Origin of the sequence: Acinetobacter sp. ANC 3781, from assembly GCF_004331285.1 — a bacterium.
In the GTDB taxonomy this organism is placed as follows: Bacteria; Pseudomonadota; Gammaproteobacteria; order Pseudomonadales; family Moraxellaceae; genus Acinetobacter.
Genome location: NZ_SJOH01000017.1, coordinates 61,283 through 81,286, shown reverse-complemented (window position 1 = coordinate 81,286; position 20,004 = coordinate 61,283). Strand labels below are relative to the sequence as shown.

The window sequence follows — 20,004 nt, the reverse complement described above, 5'->3', positions numbered from 1 at the left end:
CAGTTGTGCTGGCGACAATAGCAAGAGTGAACCACCTGATCCCTTCCCGAACTCAGAAGTGAAACCTCTTTGCGCTGATGGTAGTGTGGGGTTACCCATGTGAGAGTAAGTCATCGCCAGCTCATTATTCCCTAAAAGCCCCGCTCAATAGCGGGGCTTTTTTTATGCTGGAAGAAAAGAAGGAATTTGATACAGCACTTTTTCTTGTGTTAAGTATATTGAAGAAAATAACTATCGAATTTCTTAGGTCAAATCTTTACTGTTAGAAAATGACAATATTAATCCTTAGGTACTTCTAAGTGCTAGAAGTTGTTAAGGGGGACGACAGCGCTAATTTACTTTTTATACCTCATTTTAAAATAGGTGGTTGTTGTAAGCTGGTGCAAATGAATTAATTAAAGCTTTGATAAATAATTAAGAAAAAAATAATTAATATTGATCTTAAGGAATTGTGCTATACACTCCTTAGCTTTTGGACTACTCCTAGCAGAATCTGAACTTTTTTAAATCAAATATTTGAAGTCCTTCATTTTTTTTAATTATTTATTATTAAGTTCAAAGAATGAACAATTATTTGTCATCCGAAAAACTATTCATTACCACTAAATAGAAAATCTATCGCAGAACCAGTAACTTTTAATTTCGTGGTGTAATTAACTTGATATTTCAATTGGTTGAAAAAAGATGAATAGATACCAGTAGAAGTTACTATACCATCTATATCTACATTTCTATTCCCCCCATATTCCTTACGTAATATAGAGTTCATACATCCTTGTTTTACATTATTGGTGACTTATTTCAGAAATTTGAATTCAATCTATCTAAATTTTTTAAAGCAAAAAATGTTTGAGAATGTGTTCCTCTCTGTTAGTCATTGAAGAAATTTTATTCATTGTTATTGGGGGATAAATGTTCATATTTTAATAACTTTAAAGTTTTCTTTTTCTCCTTAAAACGTAATAAAATTCATTTGCTTAGATGCTTGTCATATTACTAGTAGATAGATTATTTCAGTAATGCCCATTAATAGTATTGCATACTCTATATTTGTCTTGATAAAAAATCTTCAAAGTAGGCATTTAGGGATCGACTTAACTATGCTGTTTGTATGTAAAAATCCTAGGATTTAATGTCCTAAATCCATGGCAGCTTGCAATATATGGTAAAAGCTCGACCATAGTTCTTTGGCTGTAAGCTGCATCAGTCAGCAAATCTGCTCAGTACAATCTTATCAAATGGGCATACAGCAGTATTAAAATGGTTGAGCAGTGAATAGAAGGCTTCAAAGACGAACTCTATGCTGATTACGGTAGTATCAGCCAAGAATTAGAAGAGTGGAGAATCAAGATTTTGATTTAATTAAATATTCTATTAAAAATAGGTAAGCTTTTAGTTTATCCAAAGCAGATAAATATCATTTAAAACCACGCAATAAATTAGAAACCTTATTCAGCTTGTTAAAGGAAGAATTTTACCTATTAACCAGTACATTTCGTAGTATTATTGGCTATTTATCCAGAATCTATGCCTCATTATATTATTAGCTTTATGATCAAAATAAGCCGAAAATCCAAATTTTGGGGTAATTGGCTTAAACAGGAGTCGGGTTATATTAATATATAGGAGGTTGTTAATTATTAGACCTTTTTCATAAAGCATTTTTTGCTCAGTTTTATGTCGTAAATTTTAGCAATTAAATTGAATCTCAAACTGAGTCTTTTATCTCTGTTTTGATAACGTTCCACAAAGGATTTTGAAGGTTTCTAGACTGCCAAATACCTGTTCAATCGCTACTCTTGTTTTATTTAATTCCCGGTTACCGTATTTAGCGCCGGATCCAATTTGCACCGCGTCTTGGCTTTTAAGGGCAACAGGTGCTTGGAATACACCTTATAACTCCTTTGATAGCCTTTATCTGCAAGGATAAAACAACCTGCAAGGAATCTGCTGTAAATTAGGGTTGAATAGCTTGAAATCATGCACTGTACCACGGCTGGCACATAAACTCTGTATTTGCTGAGTCTCGTAGTGAATCATGGCTTTTCCTTAAAAGGTATAGGGCTTTTTTTTGCCGCGATAGCTTTGTTCTATTTTTAAGCCATTGGATGGAAATTTCTATGGCATCCATGATCACAATATCCCAATCAATGTCTTAGCATTTTATTTCTAGTTGAAAGTATATAAAAGGAAAACTCTTCGGTAGATTAAACAGATTTGACTGAATCAGGTAGTTTTCAACACGACGTACAGTTCATGAAGCTGTTGGCTCTGAGGTGATCTGTCTTTGTTAAGGACATGTAGTTCTAGTTGCTCAACGCCTAAATAGAAGGTTGAGCATGAGTGCCGGTGTATTACTTGAACTGTGTTTCAGAACGCTTCTTTGAGCCGATATATTTCATACGCAGATTATGCATGAATAGGGTAAATCTTTTGGTATGGATAATAGTGAAAAAAACGTTTATTTTTTGATTGATAAAAGATATCTATCCTCTATATTTATTATTTATAAATCTAAATTGCCGAATTATTTGCAAATAAAAATCGCCATTTAGGCGATTTTTGTTTTTTAAACTAATCTCTTAACTCTTTTAGTTGAACATTTGAGTTGCTGCAGAATATAAAATCCACAGAATAATAATGGCAACTATAGGTTCGAAAATTTTTGCCCATACTGGAACTGTAGTATTTGCTACTACTACTGCATCGTGTTGATCTTCAGTAACATCAGTATGTTTTTGACTAACCATTTGATTAAACTCCTTCATTGTCGAGTCTAATGATATATCTTCTTGCACAATCGGTTTAGAACCTTTCAACTCTAACAGATCATTTGTTAACCAAACCCAATCAGGAGCCTGACCCGAGAGGTGTTCAATTTGCCCTAAAAGGAGTTCATGTAATCCACGGACTTCAAGATTACCAATGGCATTCAGTTGATGAAGCTCAGCTAGTTGTAATCTTAATATTTCGGTAACCGTTGGTTCTAATTCATTCTTAGGCAGGGTAGATTGGTTTTTTGATGAAGTGGTTAGATGGCGCGCAACCTCTTGAATAAAGAGTTCATCAGGTGAAGAGATTTCTTGATAAACTTTTTTGTCATCAGAGCGCCAAAGTGTAATCAGTTTACCCAAAACGAGCGCATTTATCTCTGATAAATACTCTTTTCTCTCTTCTCTAGAATATTGTCCAAGAAGCTGAGGCTTTTGATTGTTAATCTGCTCAGCAAAATATTGTACTAAATCAAAAGCCATCAATTTACTCCATATTATTTTAGTCTAATAACCGCAAGCTCGGTTTTTTCTTAGGTTGTTCAGCTTCTTCTGAAAGTGTTGTCGATTCTAAAGTATCTTCAGGGATTTGGATATCCTGATATTCATTTGGATCAAAAAATAAGCCTTGACTGTTTTCACGTGCATAAATGCCCATCACTGCATTTAAGGGTACATAGATATCACGTGAAACTCCGCCAAAGCGAGCGGAGAAGGTGATTGCATCATTACTCATATTCAATTTATGTACGGCATGAGGCGCTATATTTAAAACAATCTGGCCATCTTGAATAAATTGTTCCGGAACCAGGGTATTGGGTTGTGTGGCATCAACAAGTAAATGTGGGGTAAGGTTATTATCACAAATCCACTCATAAATTGCACGGGCGAGATAAGGTCGGGTGGGAGTGAGGTTTAATTCCTGATCAGACATTGAAAAATACTCTATTGATTCACTAAAATTTCACGATATTTATTTTTTTCCTGCATGGTCATAGACTTGCTAAAAGCAGGACGAGTAAATATACGCTGGCAATATAATAAAATGGGGCGGCAATGTTGTTTAGGGAGTTCAATCCCCATTGAATGTAACCGTAAAAAAATTGGCGCTAACATGCAATCTAAAATTGTAAAATTTTCTGACATGAAATAGGGAAAATGCTGGAATAGTGGTGTCAGGGAGATCAGTATGTCGCGCAGTTGTTTTTGCGCTTTGGCTTTATCTTTTTCATTTAAACTGTCAGAGTGACGTAACATAATATCTGCAAGTTGTAGCCAATCTTGTTCGAACCGCCAAATGTATTGACGCTGTTCTGAACGTGGCATGGGAGCATCGGCATACAACTTGTTTTGACGATAACGGTCATCTAGATATTCGGAAATAATGCTGGTATTGAACAGTTTAAGCTCATTTTCAATCAGCATCGGAACTTGGTTATATGGATTTAAGCTGGCGAGATCTTCATCGTCTTCATCTACAATAATCAGATGATATTTAATTTGCTTTTCGGCAAGGACGTAACGAATCCAGTGGGAACGAAAGTCATCTGCATGGCTATAGAGTGTAATTCCTTGAACAGGTGCGGTTTCGACGGACATAATCCCAAACAAAGCAAAAATGAATAGAATAGGATACTAAAATTCAACTTAAAAAGCACGAAGCATAAAAGATGAATCGACTGAAGAAGAGGTAGATTATAAGAAAAACGACTGGAGTAAGAAAATATGATAATTAAACTGGGTTTATTAATGCTTTTTATTTTAATAGGTTTTGCAAATTATTATCTGAGTAAATCTTTTTGGTTTCATGAGGGCGTATGGGGTAAAGATGTACATGAGCAATAAAAAATTAGATATTGCTCATAAATTTGCAGCACATAAAAAAGCCTTGGATAAACCAAGGCTTTTTGTCCACTTCGGTAAACGAATTAACGTTTAGAGAACTGAGGACGTTTACGAGCTTTACGTAAACCAAGTTTCTTACGTTCAACTTCACGAGCATCACGAGTAACGAAACCAGCTTGACGAAGAGCAGGTTTTAAAGTTTCGTCAGAAGCGATCAATGCACGAGTAATACCGTGACGGATAGCGCCTGCTTGACCACCAATACCACCACCAGCAACAGTGATGTAAAGGTCATATTTTTCAGTAACTTCTAAAAGCTCAAGTGGTTGACGAACAACCATACGAGCAGTTTCACGACCGAAATATTGTTCGATAGAACGGTTGTTAATTACGAGTTTGCCTGTACCAGCTGACAAGAAAACACGTGCAGTTGCGGTCTTACGGCGACCTGTACCATAATTAGTAGCCATGTGCTGTATCCCTTAGATGTCCAAAACTTGTGGCTGTTGAGCAGTATGAGGATGCTCAGAACCAGCGTACACTTTCATTTTTTTGATCATTGCATAACCAAGAGGACCTTTTGGTAACATACCTTTTACAGCTTTTTCTAAAACTGTTTCAGGTTTGTGTGCGATTAACTTTTCAAAGTTAGTCTCACGGATACCACCAGGGAAACCAGTATGGCGATAGTATTTCTTATCCTGAGCTTTTTTACCTGTTACAGTAATTTCTTCAGCATTGATAACAACGATGTAATCGCCAGTGTCAACGTGAGGAGTATAAGAAGTTTTATGCTTACCGCGTAAACGACGAGCGATTTCAGTCGCAAGACGACCTAAAGTTTTGCCAGAAGCATCAACAACATACCAGTCGTGTTGAACTTCAGCTGGCTTAGCGCTGAGAGTTTTCATTAAACCACTACCTATTATAGTTGGTTTGGACTATGGAATCTGTCCAAACAAAAGGAGACGCGATTCTAAACGAATACGTGAAGAACCACAAATGAAAAAGCAAATTTCAAGCGCTATATTGTATAGTAAAAATACCGTCATGCACAGAATAACCACAGATAATTTTTTAATTTTTCGACAAAGGGAAATGAAACGTCTTTAACGGCTTAAAAATTCAATTGAATCTAAATATTTTAAGCTTAAAAATGATGATGGCTCAAAATATGCGAGTGAGTAAAGGCGTATATAATGGTGAGATTAGATTACAGCGTAAAAGAGACGGAATATGCTTCCCTTATATGTCACTAGTGGTGAACCTGCAGGTATTGGTCCTGATATTTGCCTAAGTCTGGCAATACGTATTGATGAACGTCCCATTGTCGTTTTAGCTGATATCAATCTATTAAAAAAACGCGCTGAAGTTCTAAATCAAACGGTTGAAATTATTGAATATGAAGGTCAATTAGAATCTTCAGGCCAAGGTCAGCTATATGTTGAGCATATTCCATTAAATACGGATGTTGTATTGGGTGAGTTGAATGCTGAAAATTCTGCCTATGTATTAGAACAACTCCGTCGTTCCGCTGATTATGCGATGTCAGGTAAAAGTGTCGGGGTTGCCACAGCACCGGTACAGAAATCAATTATTAATGATGCCGGCATTCACTTTAGCGGGCATACCGAGTATTACCAAGAGTTTGCGGGTGTTGAACGTGTAGTGATGATGCTGGCAACCAAAACTTTGCGTGTTGCCCTCGCAACCACCCATCTCGCTTTACGCGATGTTCCAGATGCTATTACTCGACCACGGTTACATCAAGTGATTGATATTTTGATTCATGATTTAAAAACCAAGTTTAAAATTGAGCATCCGCATATTTTGGTCTGTGGACTCAATCCACATGCCGGTGAGGATGGCTATTTGGGTATGGAAGAAATCGAAGTGATTAATCCGGTGCTTGAAAACTATCGAGCACAAGGGATTAATATGAGCCTGAGCCTGCCTGCAGATACCCTGTTTACTCCTGAAAATTTAAAAGATGCCGATGCGGTTCTGGCGATGTATCACGATCAGGGCTTACCTGTGTTAAAATCTCAAGGATTTGGTGAAGCCATTAACATTACTTTAGGCTTACCTTTTATTCGTACTTCAGTAGATCATGGCACAGCGCTCTCCCTTGCAGGTACTGGACGGGCAAAAAGTTCAAGTTTGCACGTTGCTGTCGATTTAGCCCTAGATTTGGCTCGCCATTGATTTTTAATTACTCACGTTGGAAATGTTTTTATGTATCAAATTAATGCCTTAAACCCAAAAGATGAAGGGCATCACACGCGCAAGCGTTTTGGTCAAAACTTCTTACATGACCAACGTGTCATTGCAAAAATTGTCCGTTCAGTTAATCCACGTACAGGCGATAACATCGTCGAAATTGGCCCAGGTCTTGCTGCATTAACTTCACCTTTAATTGGTGAATGTGATGCTTTGACTGTGATCGAGCTGGATCGTGATTTGGCTGCAGGGTTGCCGGGTCGTGTACCGCATCCCGAGCGTTTAACCATTGTTGAAGCTGATGCATTGAAATATGATTTTACTGAATTATTTAAGGTAGATCGTCCGCTACGTGTAGTCGGTAACTTACCTTATAATATTTCGACACCGCTTTTGTTCCATCTCTTGGAATTTGGTGACAAAGTAAAAGACATGCACTTCATGTTACAAAAAGAAGTGGTTGATCGTATTACCGCTTCACCAAATACGAAAGAATATGGTCGTTTATCGGTGATGATTCAGTATTACTGTAAACCGACGTTTTTATTTGAAGTACCGCCTGGGTCTTTTAACCCACCACCGAAAGTGACTTCTGCGGTGTTCCGTTTAGAGCCTTATGCTGTGAAACCTGTGATCGCTAAAAATGAAAAAGCTTTGGCACGTTTGGTTTCGCATGTCTTTACCCAACGTCGTAAAACTTTGCGTAATAGTTTAAAAGGGATGTTGGTAGAAGAAGCTTTTGAAAATGTAGGCATCGATCCGATGGCTCGTCCAGAAACTTTAACCATGGCTCAATTTGTGGCTTTGTCAGATCAAATGGTGGCTTAAGTGACACGCTCCGAGATTAGATATAACTATGTAATTGGTGATGTTCAAGGCTGTTTTGAAGCCTTAAAAGCGTTGCTAAAAGAAATCAAGTTCGATCCCGATCAAGATTTTATCTGGTTTGCAGGTGATTTGGTTGCACGTGGTGAAAACTCGCTTGGTGCATTGCGTTTTGTTAAAAAACTTGTTGATGGTGGAGTAGCCGCAACAGTATTGGGTAATCATGACCTGACCCTTTTAGCCTGTGCGCGTGGTTTGAAAGAGTTGAAAGATCGAGATAATACCCGTGATGTGATTGATGCGATTGATAGTGATGATTTAATTGACTGGTTACGCAAACAGCCATTGTGTCTTTTCCCGAATGATCAAACTATTTTGACTCATGCGGGTATTCCATGCATCTGGTCAGCAGAACAAACTTCTGCTTTGGCAAAAGAAGTTGAAGCGATCATCAGTCATGAAGACTTTGCTGTGCTCGATGCTTTCTTGGCCGAAATGTACGGTACAGAACCTGACCTCTGGTCGGATGATCTAGAAGGTAATGCACGCATACGTTGTATTACCAACTATTTGACTCGTATGCGTTTAACCGATAGCCAAGGTCGCTTAGAGTTTAGCTTTAAAGATTCACTTGATGATCCCATGCCTCAAGGCTTTAAACCGTGGTTTGAATTTGAATCGGAAGCTGCGAAAACACATCAATTGATCTTTGGACACTGGGCTGCATTACAGGGTAAAAGCATTAATCCACAGATTCAGAATGTCGATGGCGGCTGTGTTTGGGGTAATCAGTTGATTGCCTATCGTCTGGAAGATAAAGAAATATTTAAAGTTAATAATCCAATGATGTAATGTTGAGATAATTTACAAAGTAAAAGAGCCACATGATGTGGCTCTTTTTTATTATTCCTTATTTAGTCAAGTCTAATCCAGGTTTGACTACGTCCCAAAGTTGAAATACCCATATAGGCTCTCAAAGTTAGACGCTTGCCTGTCGCATTTAATTTAACTTTGGCATCATAAACATTACCTGCTAATGGATCAATCACACGACCTTTTTCATAGTTATTGGTTCCTGACACTTGTTTTAAACCTTTAATGATTTCCATACCTAAAATTGGATCATTGGTATATGGAGCAGGACATTTATTACACGTTTCACGGGGAGTATAACCAGGACGGGGGGTGATTTTAACAATTTTACCTGTATAGGTATTATTGGCTTCTTTATCAATTTTAATGATTGCTTTGGCAGCACCGGTTTTATCATCAATCTGCTGCCAAGTTCCGGAAATATCCTCAGCAAAAATATTGCCACTAAAAAGTACACCCGCCAAAGTTGCAAGCAATATATTCTTTTGCATAAAAATACCTTTCCATAACCGAATGCTTTTTGTTGAGTCGGTATATTAGAATGATTATGTAATTAGTCAATATTCTGGAGAGTGTGCAAAAAATGAGAGCATTTTATTGACTAATGTAAAAAAAGCCACTTTAGTGTGGCTTTTTATTGAGCTTAACTTCTGATTAGTCTATCCGAAGCCAAGTTTGACTGCGTCCTAGTGCGGAGATACCGATATAACCGCGTAAGGTTAAGCGTTTACCATTGGTACTTAACTTAACTTTGGCATCATAAATTTTGCCTGCAAGCGGGTCAATTATACGTCCTTGTTCATAATTATTTGTATCAGGCACGTGTTTCAAACCGGTGAGCACATCCATGCCTAAAATTGCTTTATTGGTATAAGGCGCTGGACATTTGTTACAGATTTCACGCGGTGTATAACCTGGACGAGGGGTAACTTTGGTGATTTTTCCTGTAAAAGTATTATTGCTTTCTTTACGAATTTCAATAATCGCTTTAGGTGAACCGGTTTTATCGTCAATTTGTTGCCACGTTCCCGACAGGTCTTGTGCCAATACATTCCCACTGAAAAATAAGCTAGCGAAAGTCGCGAGAAAAATATTCTTTTTCATATCAATTCCTTTGAATGTGGAGAGTAATTTTTTTATCCATAAGAACATATTATGAGCGTTTAAAAATTAGTCAAGCTAGTGCATCATAAAAAATTAAAATAATGTGAAATGTTTAAATAAAGATAAATAAAAAGCCACATCGTGCGGCTTTTTGTCAGAATTAATCGCTTTTAATCCAGGTTTGAGTACGACCCAAAGCAGAAATTCCAATATAACCGCGTAATATAAAACGTTTACCATTCGCGGAAACTCGTCCTTTCAAACCATAGGTTTTGCCTGTTAAAGGATCAAGGATACGACCGTTTTCATAATTGTTCCCATTGGCATGCTGTAAGCCTTTAAACACTTCTAAGCCTAGTATGGGTTGATCTGTGTAAGGGGGCGGGCAGTGGAAACATGTTTCTCGGGGCGTATAGCCTGGGCGGGGCGTAATTTTAATAATTTTGCCAGAATAAGATCCATTGGGTTGTTTCTGAATGTCAATCAGTGCCTTAGGTGAACCAGTTTTATCATCGATTTGTATCCATGTACCGGTTATCTCTTGAGCAAAAACTGGAAAACTGCCTAATAAAGCTATAAAAAATGCAGTATTAATTGCTATTTTTTTCATAAAATTTCCTTATTTAAATAAGTCTATTATCCTGTTGACTTATTTCAAGATGAGGGAGAAATACGAAATTAAGCAGTCTTATTGGACAAAAATTTTAAGCTCTCATTCGTACGACACTAACCCTCTATGCTGAATTGAATTTAGCATAATTTAATCTTGTTTAATCCAGGTCTGGCTACGCCCCAGTGCTGATACACCGACATAACCGCGTAAAGTGAGACGTTTACCATTCGCACTTAATTTTGCCTTACCGCTATAGATTCTGCCGCTGAGTGGATCAAGAACTTTGGCATTTACAAAATTGTTATCACCGGCTGGTTTTAACCCCGTTAAAACATCTAAACCTAAAATAGGTTTATTGGTATAAGGTGCCGGACAATCTACGCAGGTTTCTTTCGGTGTATAGCCTGGGCGCGGTGTAACTTTTATAATTTTAGCTGTATATGTACCATTGTTTTCTTGGCGAATTTCCAGAATTGCTTTTGACGAACCTGTTTTATCGTCAATATTTTTCCACATTCCTGAAATATCTTCTGCAAAAGCAAGACCGCTTAATGAAGAAAAAACCAACGCCGTTAAAAATTTAAATTTTCCCATTAAAAAATCCTTTCTATTAATGTTAATACACGTTCATTTTATGTTTATTTTTTGTACCAAGCAATCCTTTATTAATGTTTATTTCATCACATTTTTTGTAAATAAAGTATGAAGGCAGGTAACCAGATTGCGGTAAAAACTGCATTCACCGCCATGCCGAAAGCTGCGTAACGTCCTGCCACACTGCCTCGTTGCCAAGCTTGCGCCGTACCAATTGCATGTGCAGCCAAGCCCAATGCCAGACCGGAAGCTCTCTCATCGTGAATATGACGCAAAATAAATGGAGAAAAAGCTGCGCCAATCACGCCCGATAAAATGACAATTAAAATCACCAGAGTAAGAGGAGCATGTAATAAAGTAGCAATATTAATGGCAATAGGAGTAGTGACCGCTCGAGTTGCGAAGGCCATAATGCTTGCGTCAGACATATGCAATAAATAGGCGAGTCCCATCGGTAAAGCAACTGCACTAATACTGGCAAAGACCAGAATGCCGACAATGGCCTTGAGGGGTAAGTCATCATAACGCATGGCTGCAAGTGGAATAGCCAAGGCAACAGTGACATAGCCGAGTAAATGATTGAAGAGTGGATTGACTTGGGTCATATAAGATTCGTAAGGAATCCCAAATACAAATAATAATCCAATAATGAAAAACATGCCGATGACAATGACTGGAACTTGTGGAAGCTTTTTATTTAAAGGTTTGGCAATCAGATAGGCGAAAAGAGTCAATATAAAACCGTAGAGTACTGCTAACATGATATATCCTCTATAACCAGCGTTTGGCCATTTTTGCGTAGACCCATAATGGAATGAGGGTACTGATACACATCACTACCAGGAAAACAGGAATTTCCTTTCCCATGTGTACCAGCATAATCAGTGAACCTGCACTAATAGGTAAAAAAGCAAAGGCACTTTCTTTCATGATTTTATTATTGGTATCGACTAAACGCGCAGGTAATTTGTGGACATTTCTCCAAATAAGCAGAGTCAGCAATAAGCTAATCAAGCCAACCAAATTACCCAGTTCAGGATGATTAAATTGCGTCATTAACCATACTGCTCCCTCACGAAAGCAGATAATCAATGCCAGTGTACCAATCCATGCTGGCCAGTCGATTGTTTTTATTCCGTCCATTTTTACCAAACTTTAAAAGTATACTTATCACGTTTTAACCGATTTATCTTTTGATTTCAAATTCCTCAAGCGGTTTTTTAAATTGGGTGGCTTTTTTTCCCAGAATTTCATCAATCGGTAAATGTGCCTGTTTAATCAGTTGCTCCAGCTTTTGTGGGGCAATAATGACGTGCAAATGCAGATTGCCATCTTCATCATGATTTTCAGTTTGAATGACATTGAGCGCATACAGTTGAGTACGCAATTTTCCATATTCGGGTTTTAACACCAGCTCGAAACTTTGCAAGTGTCCCATCAAGCATTCTTGAACGGCTTGGCGTAACAAGTCAACACCTTGGTTGGCATGTGCAGATACATAGACACGATCAGGCAAATGCGGTTTGGCATACACAATTTTGGCATCTTCACCGCTCAGGTCAATTTTGTTATAAACCCGCAGTACCGGAACATCGACCCCAATTTCTTTTAAAACCGATTCTACGGCTTCAATTTGTTCCTGCATATCGGGACTGCTGGAATCAATAACATGCAGCAGCAAAGTCGCCTCAGCCGTTTCCTCAAGTGTGGCTTTAAAGGATTCTACCAGGGCATGAGCTAAGTTACGGACAAAACCCACGGTATCGGCCAGAACCAAAGCACCAATCCCATCCCAATTTAAACGGCGTAAAGTTGGATCGAGTGTTGCAAACAGTTGGTCGGCCGCATAAACGTCAGAGCGTGCCAAGAGGTTAAACAATGTCGATTTACCTGCATTGGTATAACCGACAAGAGATACTGTAGGAATAGCGGCTTTCTGGCGTGCAGAACGACCTTGCATACGGGTTTGGCGAACCTTTTCCAGTTTGTCTTTTAGCTGTCCAATACGTAAACGCAGTAAACGACGATCCGTTTCCAGTTGTGTTTCCCCTGGTCCGCGTAAACCGATACCGCCTTTTTGACTATCTAAACTGATACCGCTCCCGACCAGTCGTGACGATAGATAATCCAATTGTGCCAATTCAACTTGAAGTTTACCTTCATGAGTACGGGCACGTTGGGCAAAGATGTCCAGAATAAGCCGGGTACGGTCAATCACGCGGCATTGAATGACTCTTTCTAAATTGCGTTCTTGAGAAGGACTGAGGGAATGATCAAAAATGACCAAATCTATTTCTAATTCTTTGACTCGCTCTGCGATTTCTTCTGCTTTTCCAGAGCCGATAAACAGTTTTGGATCCGGTTTGATCCGTTGAGCAGTGATATGTTCTACAATTTCCGCACCTGCGGACTGGGCCAATAAGCGAAATTCTTCTGCATCAAGGTCATCTAAAAGTTGTACAGAGACACTTATTAATAGGGCACGTTCGCCACCTTGATGTCGCTCAAAATATTCCACTAAATGTTATCTCAACTAAATGAAAACTTTATTCTAGTAGAAAATAAGCACGGATAGTAAAAAATAGACCGCCCTTGTCAAACTAACGCAAGCAAAACTCCAATAAATAAAAATATTCTGTCCAAATATAAAATACATCCTCCATAAATTAATTTTAAATAATTGATAATATTTATATTTTTTTATATACTAGGATTGTTAAATGATGTAGATTCATTCGTATAATTTTTGTTTTAGATAAAAGTATTGTGTAGATTAGTTTGCAGCATTTCATTAAAAAGCAGGACTGATGTTTTATGATCAATGCAAGATCAAAATGAACAGTATAGAATAATGCGATATAAATGATTAAACGCCGTATCTGGTAATTAGTGACCAATCTATGACTCAATCCTCTGTATCTGAAACTTCATCGTTAAATAGTGTGTCCAAATTTTTCTTATATAGTAAAAAATTATTGGCGGTTATAGCTGCAATTACCCAAGGATTTTATCTGGTTTTTCGTCACCGTTTATATAAAGATCCGAATAATCCATGTAATACGCGTTATGTGCAGCATTTTTGCCGTCAATTATGCAAAGTTTTTAACCTTGAGATTCAGGTGCATGGAATCATTCCACGTGAGCCGGCGCTATGGGTAAGTAATCACATTTCTTGGTTAGATGTCGCGGTTTTGGGTTCCGGTGCTCGAGTTTTCTTTTTAGCGAAAGCTGAAATTGAAAAATGGCCGTTACTTGGAAAACTGGCAAAGGGTGGTGGAACACTATTTATTAAACGAGGTTCCGGCGATTCGGTTAAAATTAAACAGCAAATTACCGAATTTTTAAAACATGATATTCCGGTATTATTTTTTCCTGAAGCAACGACTTCAGATGGCTCAAGAATAAAAAAAATCTATGGACGTATTTTAGGTGCTGCCATTGAAGCCAACCGCCCTGTGCAAATATGTTTGATTTGTTATGTGAATCAACATGGACAACTGGATCTGGTGGCGCCGTTTATTAATGAGATAAGCTTTGCCGATCATGTTAGAAATGTCTTGGAAATGCCTAAAGTGAAAGCACATTTAATGGCCTTGCCGGCCATATCTCCTGAAGGACATACGGTTGAAACGTTGACCCAAGAAGTTCAAACCAAAATGGCTGAAGGTTTAATGCAGTTACAGCAAAAAGTGCTTAAAAGTTCAACTTGAACGGTTAACCAAAATGAATGCCAGTCAAAGCAAAGGCTTACATAAAGCCTTCGATTGGCAACCATGAAATCACTTTAATACCTGCCTTTTGCCACCATTTCATTTTAGGTTCTTTTAGATAGGTTTTGGTACTGCCATCATGACGTTTAATTTTCCAGTTGATTTTATTGTTGGCATTTAAAACCAGCTTGTAAGCATATTTAGATAAATTCTGATCCATGGTCTGGTGCACAGACTGGGCTAAATTCGGGCTATCCAGCAATACGCCAATTTCTGTATTTAAATACGCAGAACGCGGATCAAAATTGAAAGAGCCAATAAAAACCTGTTTTTGATCAATTGCCATCAGTTTGGCATGCAGGCTTGAACGGCTTAAACCTTTTAAGCTCACTTTGGCTTTTTCCGCGATTTCATCGGTATTGGCATTCAGGTTTTCAGTTTCAGGTACAGACAGAAACTCATATAACTCGACATCACCCTTTAACAAATTTTTTCTATATTTGCTATAAAAAGCATGCACTAAAGAGACATCATTGGCTTTAAAAGAGTTGGTGAGTACCCGCACATGAATATTGTTTTGAGCCAGCTCACTCAGCGCCTTTTCACCTTTTTTTTCAGGGACGAAATAAGCTGAAATAATATCGACACTTTGTTCCGGTTTTTCTAAATGCTTCAACAGTTGAAAATTCAGATGTTGCTCTTTTTTCGCCTTAGCTCTGATTTTACTCGGTGAATCATTTACCACTTCAGCTTTGACCCAGTCAAGTTGGATACCACTATTGAGCCATTGTTCAAAGGCGTGTGATCGATTGGCTAAATTTAGATAGTTTTGAACATTAATACTTTGAGAGTGTTCATCCAGCTGCTGTTTTAAACCCTCAAAACGTAAGGAATAATGTCTTGAATTAACGATTTGCTTAACTGGAAATGCATAATCATCATTCCAATATTCATCAAACGAATGAATGATTTCATCTGATGCAGAGCCTACCAGCATCACATCAACATCAGAAAACTGATAATTGTCACTGACGTTATAATAGTGGTTACTCATATTGCGACCGCCAATTAAAGCAATCTGGTTATCTGCAATAAAGCTTTTGTTATGCATACGGCGGTTAATACGTTTTAGATCCAGCACCATATCCATGGCACGGTAATGTCTAAAACGGTAAGGGTTATATAACCTGACATCAATATTTTTATGCTGATCAAGGGCTAGATAAATACCTTCCATCTTTTTGGCATTGTTGTCGTCCATCAACAAACGGACTTTTACACCACGGTCAGCTGCCTTGATAATAGAATCCAATGCGAGTGCGCCAATTCTATCGTTATCCCAGATATAGTATTGTAAGTCTAAAGTTTTTTCTGCTTTATCAATAAGATGTATACGAGCCGTTAAAGCCTCCAAGGGGTCGTATAAAACCCGATAACCGGTAAGGTTGGGATTTTGCTCTCGTAACGGTAAAACGATTTGCGCCAATGCAGTTTGTTTGGTTTCAGTATCAAACGCATATTCAATCGGTTGTGGTATCTGTTTCGGCAGGGTACTACAGGCGGGAACCCCCAAAATCATGCTACAACTTAATAATACTGCAGTTTTAGTGGAGATAGAGCTACGCAATTTATAAGTATCTGATTGAGTTTTAGCAGAGGAAGATTGCGCCATAAGTTATAAACAATACCAAAATTTGGTTTGAGTATAATTGCCAGCTGTGAAAAGATAAATATGAGAATAGATGAATGATGTCATGTCTTCGTTATCGTTAGAGAAATTATTATGTGGGATACACACGCGGTTGTTTTTTATTTTTATATGATTTTTTTTGTGCTTGGAGTTTGGGGGGTGGCACAGGCATGGCTGAGTCAAACGCGTACTGAAACTATTCATCCGTTCAAAGCTTTTGTACATTTATTGGCATTTTATCTATCTTATTTATTGATTCCTTTATTTTTCTTTAGTATTTATGCCGGTTGGAGTGCCTATTACTCCATTCATGAAGCTATTTTTATTTTCCTGCTGAGTGGTGTGCTGATTTATGCACGTTTTATTGAACCGCAGCATGTGATGGTTAAGACCCTGCAATATCAGTTGAATCCAGAGCAGAACATGCAGCGTCCGGTCAAACTGGCCTTGATTGCCGATTTACATATTGGTCTGTTTTCGGGGCATGAACGCCAATTGAAGATTATTGTCGAGAAAATTAACCAGCAGAATCCTGATCTGGTGGTGGTGGCAGGGGACTGGACTTATGAACCTGAAAATAAATTGGCAGATGAACTGGCGATTTTAAAACAGATTAATGCACCGGTTTATTCTGTTAATGGCAATCATGATGAACAATATCCTGGCCCCCCGATTCAGCAATTATTAAGACATGCCTTAAAGGTCAATGATGTGATTGATATTGAAGGACAGATGGTGGAATTTGATGAATTTCGTTTGTTGGGGGTAGGTGATTTATGGGCAGGCAAAACTGATATGCGTTTTATGCCTGAATTGCCTCAAGATAAACCCTGGGTGATTTTATCGCACAATCCCGACACTGTGGATATGGTGCCGCAATTGCCAACACGGCCATTAATGCTGTCTGGACATACGCATGGCGGGCAAGTTGAGCTGCCTTGGCTGACCAATTACATTATGAAAAAAGTGTCTATACTGGGACATAAGAAAGGTTTATATCAGCATGAACAGGCAGATGTATTTGTCACGGTTGGGACAGGAATGGTCGGAGTGCCCTTTCGTTTTCGGGTACCGCCGACAATTGATATCATTGAGCTGGTTTAAAGCTTGAAGATCGATTACTGGAACAATTTTGACATAGCGTAAAATAAGATTGATTTATAACAATGAGAACAAAATAGGAGAAGGGTATGTCTTTTGCAGAAGAGGTCGGTCAGTTTTTTTCTTTAACAGAACCTCAGTCGGCGCAGCTTGAAGCGGGTTTGATTGCTCTAGAACAGGCTTTTCAACAAGCCGAAAGCGATGTGGTCAACACACCCGCATTTGCCAGCAGGTTTTATCAAAAGTTTCAGCAACTGATTACGGCATTTGCTATTGATGAAAATAATGTGGAAGCTTTCCTGGATCATTTGTATGCAACGGAAAGATACCGTCAACTTGTGACTTACATTGTGCCGAGTTATTACAATGCGGGGGGCGATCGAAAGGTATTTGAAGAGCTTTATCAGGAAATGTTAAGTGATGAACAGATCTAAAAAAACAACATAAAAAACCAGCGTCATCACGCTGGTTTTTTATGTTTTGATGAAACTAAACCTGATTGTTTACATCATCATTTTTGGTTTCACGAATGAGCAGGAATGCACAAAGTGACAAGATAGATGCCGCAGTCAAATAATAACCGACCGCATATAAACCATAAGTGGTCGCAAGCTTGGTCGCAATTAGTGGTGCGAAAGAGGCGCCAAAAATACCTGCAAGGTTAAAGGTTAATGCAGAACCGGTGTAACGAACTGAGGTCGGGAAAATTTCAGAAAGTACGGTACCGATTGGGCCATACGTTAAACCCATGATCGCTAAACCAATACATAAGAATAAAAATACCACGAGCGTGCTTCCGGATTCCAGCATATCGGCAAAGAAAAGACCGAAAATGGCAGATACAATACACACTGCAATAGAGGTGGTTTTACGACCAAACTTCTCTGCAAACACGGCAGAAAGCGGAATAAATGCAGCAAAACACAAGGTCGCAACCAGCTGTAGTTGTAAGAATTCTTCACGACTATAGCCGAGCTGTTTGGTACCCCATTGCAATGCAAATACTGTGGTCAAGTAGAACACAACGAAAGTACAGATTGCCGCAATCGTGCCTAAAATCAGCATACGCCAATGTTTAGTGGTTACTTCTTTAAATGGAATACTAACTTCTTTTTGCTTGTCCAATACTTTTTGGAACGCGGGTGTTTCATGCAGTTTTAAACGAATCCATAAACCGACAATCACCAATAATGAACTTGAGATAAACGGAATGCGCCAGCCCCATTGCATAAAGTCTGCTTCAGACATGAATGCACCCAGAGTAAGGAACGAACCTGTAGCCAAGATAAAGCCGATGGGTGCACCCAGTTGCGGGAACATACCATACCAGGCACGTTTGCCTTCAGGCGCATTTTCCGTTGCGAGCAGAACGGCACCCGACCATTCACCCCCTAGACCCAAACCTTGACCCAAACGGCAAAGTGCAAGCAATAGGGGAGCTGCAATACCGATTTGAGCGTATGTCGGTAATAAACCAATACATACGGTAGAAATACCCATAGTTAGGAGTGCCGCGACTAATGTGGCTTTACGCCCAATCCGGTCACCCAGATGCCCAAACAGTGCCGCGCCAATCGGACGGGCAATAAAGGCAATCGCAAAAGTTGCAAGCGATTGAATGGTTGCAGTCATTGGATCGGTACTTGCCGGGAAGAACAAATACGGAAAAATGATGACTGCCGCAGTGGCATAAATATAAAAATCGAAGAATTCGATTGTGGTACCAACAAGACTTGCAGTCAGTACGCGGAATTTTGAATTTGTCGCTACTTCTTCCGAAGCAGGTATAGAATTTGATGACGCCATAAGAAACCTTACACTTACTAAAAATAAAAAAGCTTAGTTTTAAAAGCGTAATCTTTTTAAAAAAGGCGTAATTTCTTAAAAAAATACGAAATACCGGCTCATGTCTACGGATTTAGGGTTACTAAAAAATGCAGAAATAGAGGGTTAGATCACGTAAAGACAGATCGCTAAGAAATGTGATCCAGCGCCAATCAATACAAAAACATGCCAGATAGCATGCGTATATCTTACTCTTTTTAATGCATAAAACAATGCACCAATGGTATAGGCCAGTCCACCAATGATGAGATAGGTTAATGCTTGATCGCTTAAAAAGCGTTGCATATCATCCATGACCAGTAATGCAAGCCATCCCATAGCCAGATAGGCGATAAGTGAAATCTTCTGGAAACGATGAATGAAAATTAACTTGAATAGTGTACCAATTCCCGCAATCACCCAAAGTGCAATTAATAGATACTGCGCTTTTGCTGTGGGAATCGCGATAGACAAGAAGGGGGTATAGGTTCCAGCAATCAAATAATAAATTGCGGTGTGATCCAGTTTTTTGTACCAGCCGCGACGCTGCGGCGATTCAGCATAGTGGTATAGGCTTGAGGCGGCAAAAAGTAAAATCAGGCTCAGGGCATAGACACATAAGCCAATAAACTGCCCAAGCGGCAAATAACTACCTTTAATCAGCATGAAAATACTGGCAACAGCTGCCAAAACTGCGCCAAGTGCATGACTGATCGCATTTATTTTTTCTTCATGTGGATCGTAGGTCTGCAAGTTAGATATGCTCATTGCTTATTTTCTATAATTAAAAATACACTTGTATAGTAATGAAGTTTTACCTTTAAAGTAAGAAGT

General features: G+C 38.7%; 21 protein-coding genes and 1 rRNA gene. 7 read left to right on the top strand and 15 right to left on the bottom strand.

What is annotated here, in order from left to right; genetic code table 11:
* Positions 1–7 precede the first annotated feature (7 nt).
* A 5S ribosomal RNA gene (gene rrf, locus E0H89_RS12940) occupies positions 8–122 on the top strand.
* A gap of 2,469 nt (positions 123–2,591) precedes the next feature.
* On the opposite strand, the gene E0H89_RS12925 is transcribed toward rrf, so the two are convergent.
* The 5 genes from E0H89_RS12925 to rplM all read right to left on the bottom strand — a co-directional run bounded on the left by E0H89_RS12925 (position 2,592) and on the right by rplM (position 5,527).
* On the bottom strand, positions 2,592–3,254 hold the full coding sequence (locus E0H89_RS12925; protein ID WP_131217700.1) for a hypothetical protein: 663 nt from the start codon (positions 3,252–3,254) through the stop codon (positions 2,592–2,594).
* 19 nt (positions 3,255–3,273) lie between these two features.
* Positions 3,274–3,705 (bottom strand): ClpXP protease specificity-enhancing factor, encoded by a 432-nt coding sequence (locus E0H89_RS12920; RefSeq protein WP_131217699.1) that lies wholly within the window; start codon positions 3,703–3,705, stop codon positions 3,274–3,276.
* A gap of 11 nt (positions 3,706–3,716) precedes the next feature.
* Positions 3,717–4,370 carry a glutathione S-transferase N-terminal domain-containing protein gene (locus tag E0H89_RS12915; protein WP_131217698.1) on the bottom strand — a complete coding sequence of 218 codons (654 nt, stop codon included), beginning with the start codon at positions 4,368–4,370 and terminating at the stop codon, positions 3,717–3,719.
* A gap of 329 nt (positions 4,371–4,699) precedes the next feature.
* Positions 4,700–5,086 carry a 30S ribosomal protein S9 gene (gene rpsI, locus E0H89_RS12910; RefSeq protein ID WP_067864908.1) on the bottom strand — a complete coding sequence of 129 codons (387 nt, stop codon included), beginning with the start codon at positions 5,084–5,086 and terminating at the stop codon, positions 4,700–4,702.
* A 12-nt stretch (positions 5,087–5,098) separates the two neighbouring features.
* Complete coding sequence (rplM, locus tag E0H89_RS12905) at positions 5,099–5,527, bottom strand: 50S ribosomal protein L13 (protein WP_004647928.1); 429 nt, start codon at positions 5,525–5,527, stop codon at positions 5,099–5,101.
* A 325-nt stretch (positions 5,528–5,852) separates the two neighbouring features.
* On the opposite strand from rplM, the gene pdxA reads away from it, so the two are divergent.
* From pdxA to E0H89_RS12890, 3 genes are read left to right on the top strand one after another with little or no spacing between them, the layout of a single operon-like run.
* Positions 5,853–6,821, top strand: coding sequence for a 4-hydroxythreonine-4-phosphate dehydrogenase PdxA (pdxA, locus tag E0H89_RS12900; protein ID WP_131217697.1), 969 nt, complete (start codon positions 5,853–5,855; stop codon positions 6,819–6,821).
* Positions 6,822–6,851: 30 nt separating this feature from the next.
* Positions 6,852–7,664 (top strand): 16S rRNA (adenine(1518)-N(6)/adenine(1519)-N(6))-dimethyltransferase RsmA, encoded by an 813-nt coding sequence (gene rsmA / locus E0H89_RS12895; protein ID WP_131217696.1) that lies wholly within the window; start codon positions 6,852–6,854, stop codon positions 7,662–7,664.
* Complete coding sequence (locus tag E0H89_RS12890) at positions 7,665–8,513, top strand: symmetrical bis(5'-nucleosyl)-tetraphosphatase (RefSeq protein ID WP_131217695.1); 849 nt, start codon at positions 7,665–7,667, stop codon at positions 8,511–8,513.
* Between the two features lie 62 nt (positions 8,514–8,575).
* Here E0H89_RS12890 and E0H89_RS12885 read toward each other — a convergent pair whose 3' ends face one another.
* The 7 genes from E0H89_RS12885 to hflX form a co-directional block, all read right to left on the bottom strand.
* Positions 8,576–9,025 (bottom strand): DUF2147 domain-containing protein, encoded by a 450-nt coding sequence (locus E0H89_RS12885; protein WP_131217694.1) that lies wholly within the window; start codon positions 9,023–9,025, stop codon positions 8,576–8,578.
* Between the two features lie 163 nt (positions 9,026–9,188).
* Positions 9,189–9,638, bottom strand: a complete 450-nt coding sequence (locus E0H89_RS12880; RefSeq protein ID WP_131217693.1) for a DUF2147 domain-containing protein — start codon at positions 9,636–9,638, stop codon at positions 9,189–9,191.
* Between the two features lie 160 nt (positions 9,639–9,798).
* Positions 9,799–10,248, bottom strand: coding sequence for a DUF2147 domain-containing protein (locus E0H89_RS12875; RefSeq protein WP_131217692.1), 450 nt, complete (start codon positions 10,246–10,248; stop codon positions 9,799–9,801).
* Positions 10,249–10,398: 150 nt separating this feature from the next.
* Positions 10,399–10,845 (bottom strand): DUF2147 domain-containing protein, encoded by a 447-nt coding sequence (locus E0H89_RS12870; protein ID WP_131217691.1) that lies wholly within the window; start codon positions 10,843–10,845, stop codon positions 10,399–10,401.
* A gap of 86 nt (positions 10,846–10,931) precedes the next feature.
* The gene (locus E0H89_RS12865; protein ID WP_131217690.1) at positions 10,932–11,606 is read right to left on the bottom strand and encodes an LrgB family protein; all 675 of its coding nucleotides are present in this window, start codon (positions 11,604–11,606) and stop codon (positions 10,932–10,934) included.
* A gap of 10 nt (positions 11,607–11,616) precedes the next feature.
* Complete coding sequence (locus E0H89_RS12860) at positions 11,617–11,988, bottom strand: hypothetical protein (protein WP_131217689.1); 372 nt, start codon at positions 11,986–11,988, stop codon at positions 11,617–11,619.
* A 43-nt stretch (positions 11,989–12,031) separates the two neighbouring features.
* Positions 12,032–13,363, bottom strand: a complete 1,332-nt coding sequence (gene hflX, locus E0H89_RS12855) for a ribosome rescue GTPase HflX (RefSeq protein WP_131217688.1) — start codon at positions 13,361–13,363, stop codon at positions 12,032–12,034.
* A gap of 382 nt (positions 13,364–13,745) precedes the next feature.
* On the opposite strand from hflX, the gene E0H89_RS12850 reads away from it, so the two are divergent.
* Positions 13,746–14,555 carry a lysophospholipid acyltransferase family protein gene (locus E0H89_RS12850; RefSeq protein WP_131217687.1) on the top strand — a complete coding sequence of 270 codons (810 nt, stop codon included), beginning with the start codon at positions 13,746–13,748 and terminating at the stop codon, positions 14,553–14,555.
* A 37-nt stretch (positions 14,556–14,592) separates the two neighbouring features.
* Here E0H89_RS12850 and E0H89_RS12845 read toward each other — a convergent pair whose 3' ends face one another.
* Positions 14,593–16,170, bottom strand: coding sequence for a phospholipase D family protein (locus E0H89_RS12845; RefSeq protein ID WP_502698411.1), 1,578 nt, complete (start codon positions 16,168–16,170; stop codon positions 14,593–14,595).
* A gap of 168 nt (positions 16,171–16,338) precedes the next feature.
* On the opposite strand from E0H89_RS12845, the gene E0H89_RS12840 reads away from it, so the two are divergent.
* Positions 16,339–17,349: a metallophosphoesterase gene (locus tag E0H89_RS12840; protein WP_131217685.1), complete on the top strand. Its 1,011-nt coding sequence runs from the start codon at positions 16,339–16,341 to the stop codon at positions 17,347–17,349.
* Between the two features lie 86 nt (positions 17,350–17,435).
* Entirely contained in the window at positions 17,436–17,780 is a 345-nt protein-coding gene (locus tag E0H89_RS12835; protein WP_131217684.1) for a hypothetical protein, read from the top strand.
* 55 nt (positions 17,781–17,835) lie between these two features.
* Here E0H89_RS12835 and E0H89_RS12830 read toward each other — a convergent pair whose 3' ends face one another.
* Together E0H89_RS12830 and trhA are read right to left on the bottom strand one after the other, a co-directional pair.
* Positions 17,836–19,152, bottom strand: a complete 1,317-nt coding sequence (locus E0H89_RS12830) for an MFS transporter (RefSeq protein ID WP_131217683.1) — start codon at positions 19,150–19,152, stop codon at positions 17,836–17,838.
* A 144-nt stretch (positions 19,153–19,296) separates the two neighbouring features.
* The gene (gene trhA / locus E0H89_RS12825) at positions 19,297–19,938 is read right to left on the bottom strand and encodes a PAQR family membrane homeostasis protein TrhA (protein WP_131217682.1); all 642 of its coding nucleotides are present in this window, start codon (positions 19,936–19,938) and stop codon (positions 19,297–19,299) included.
* Positions 19,939–20,004: the final 66 nt, after the last annotated feature.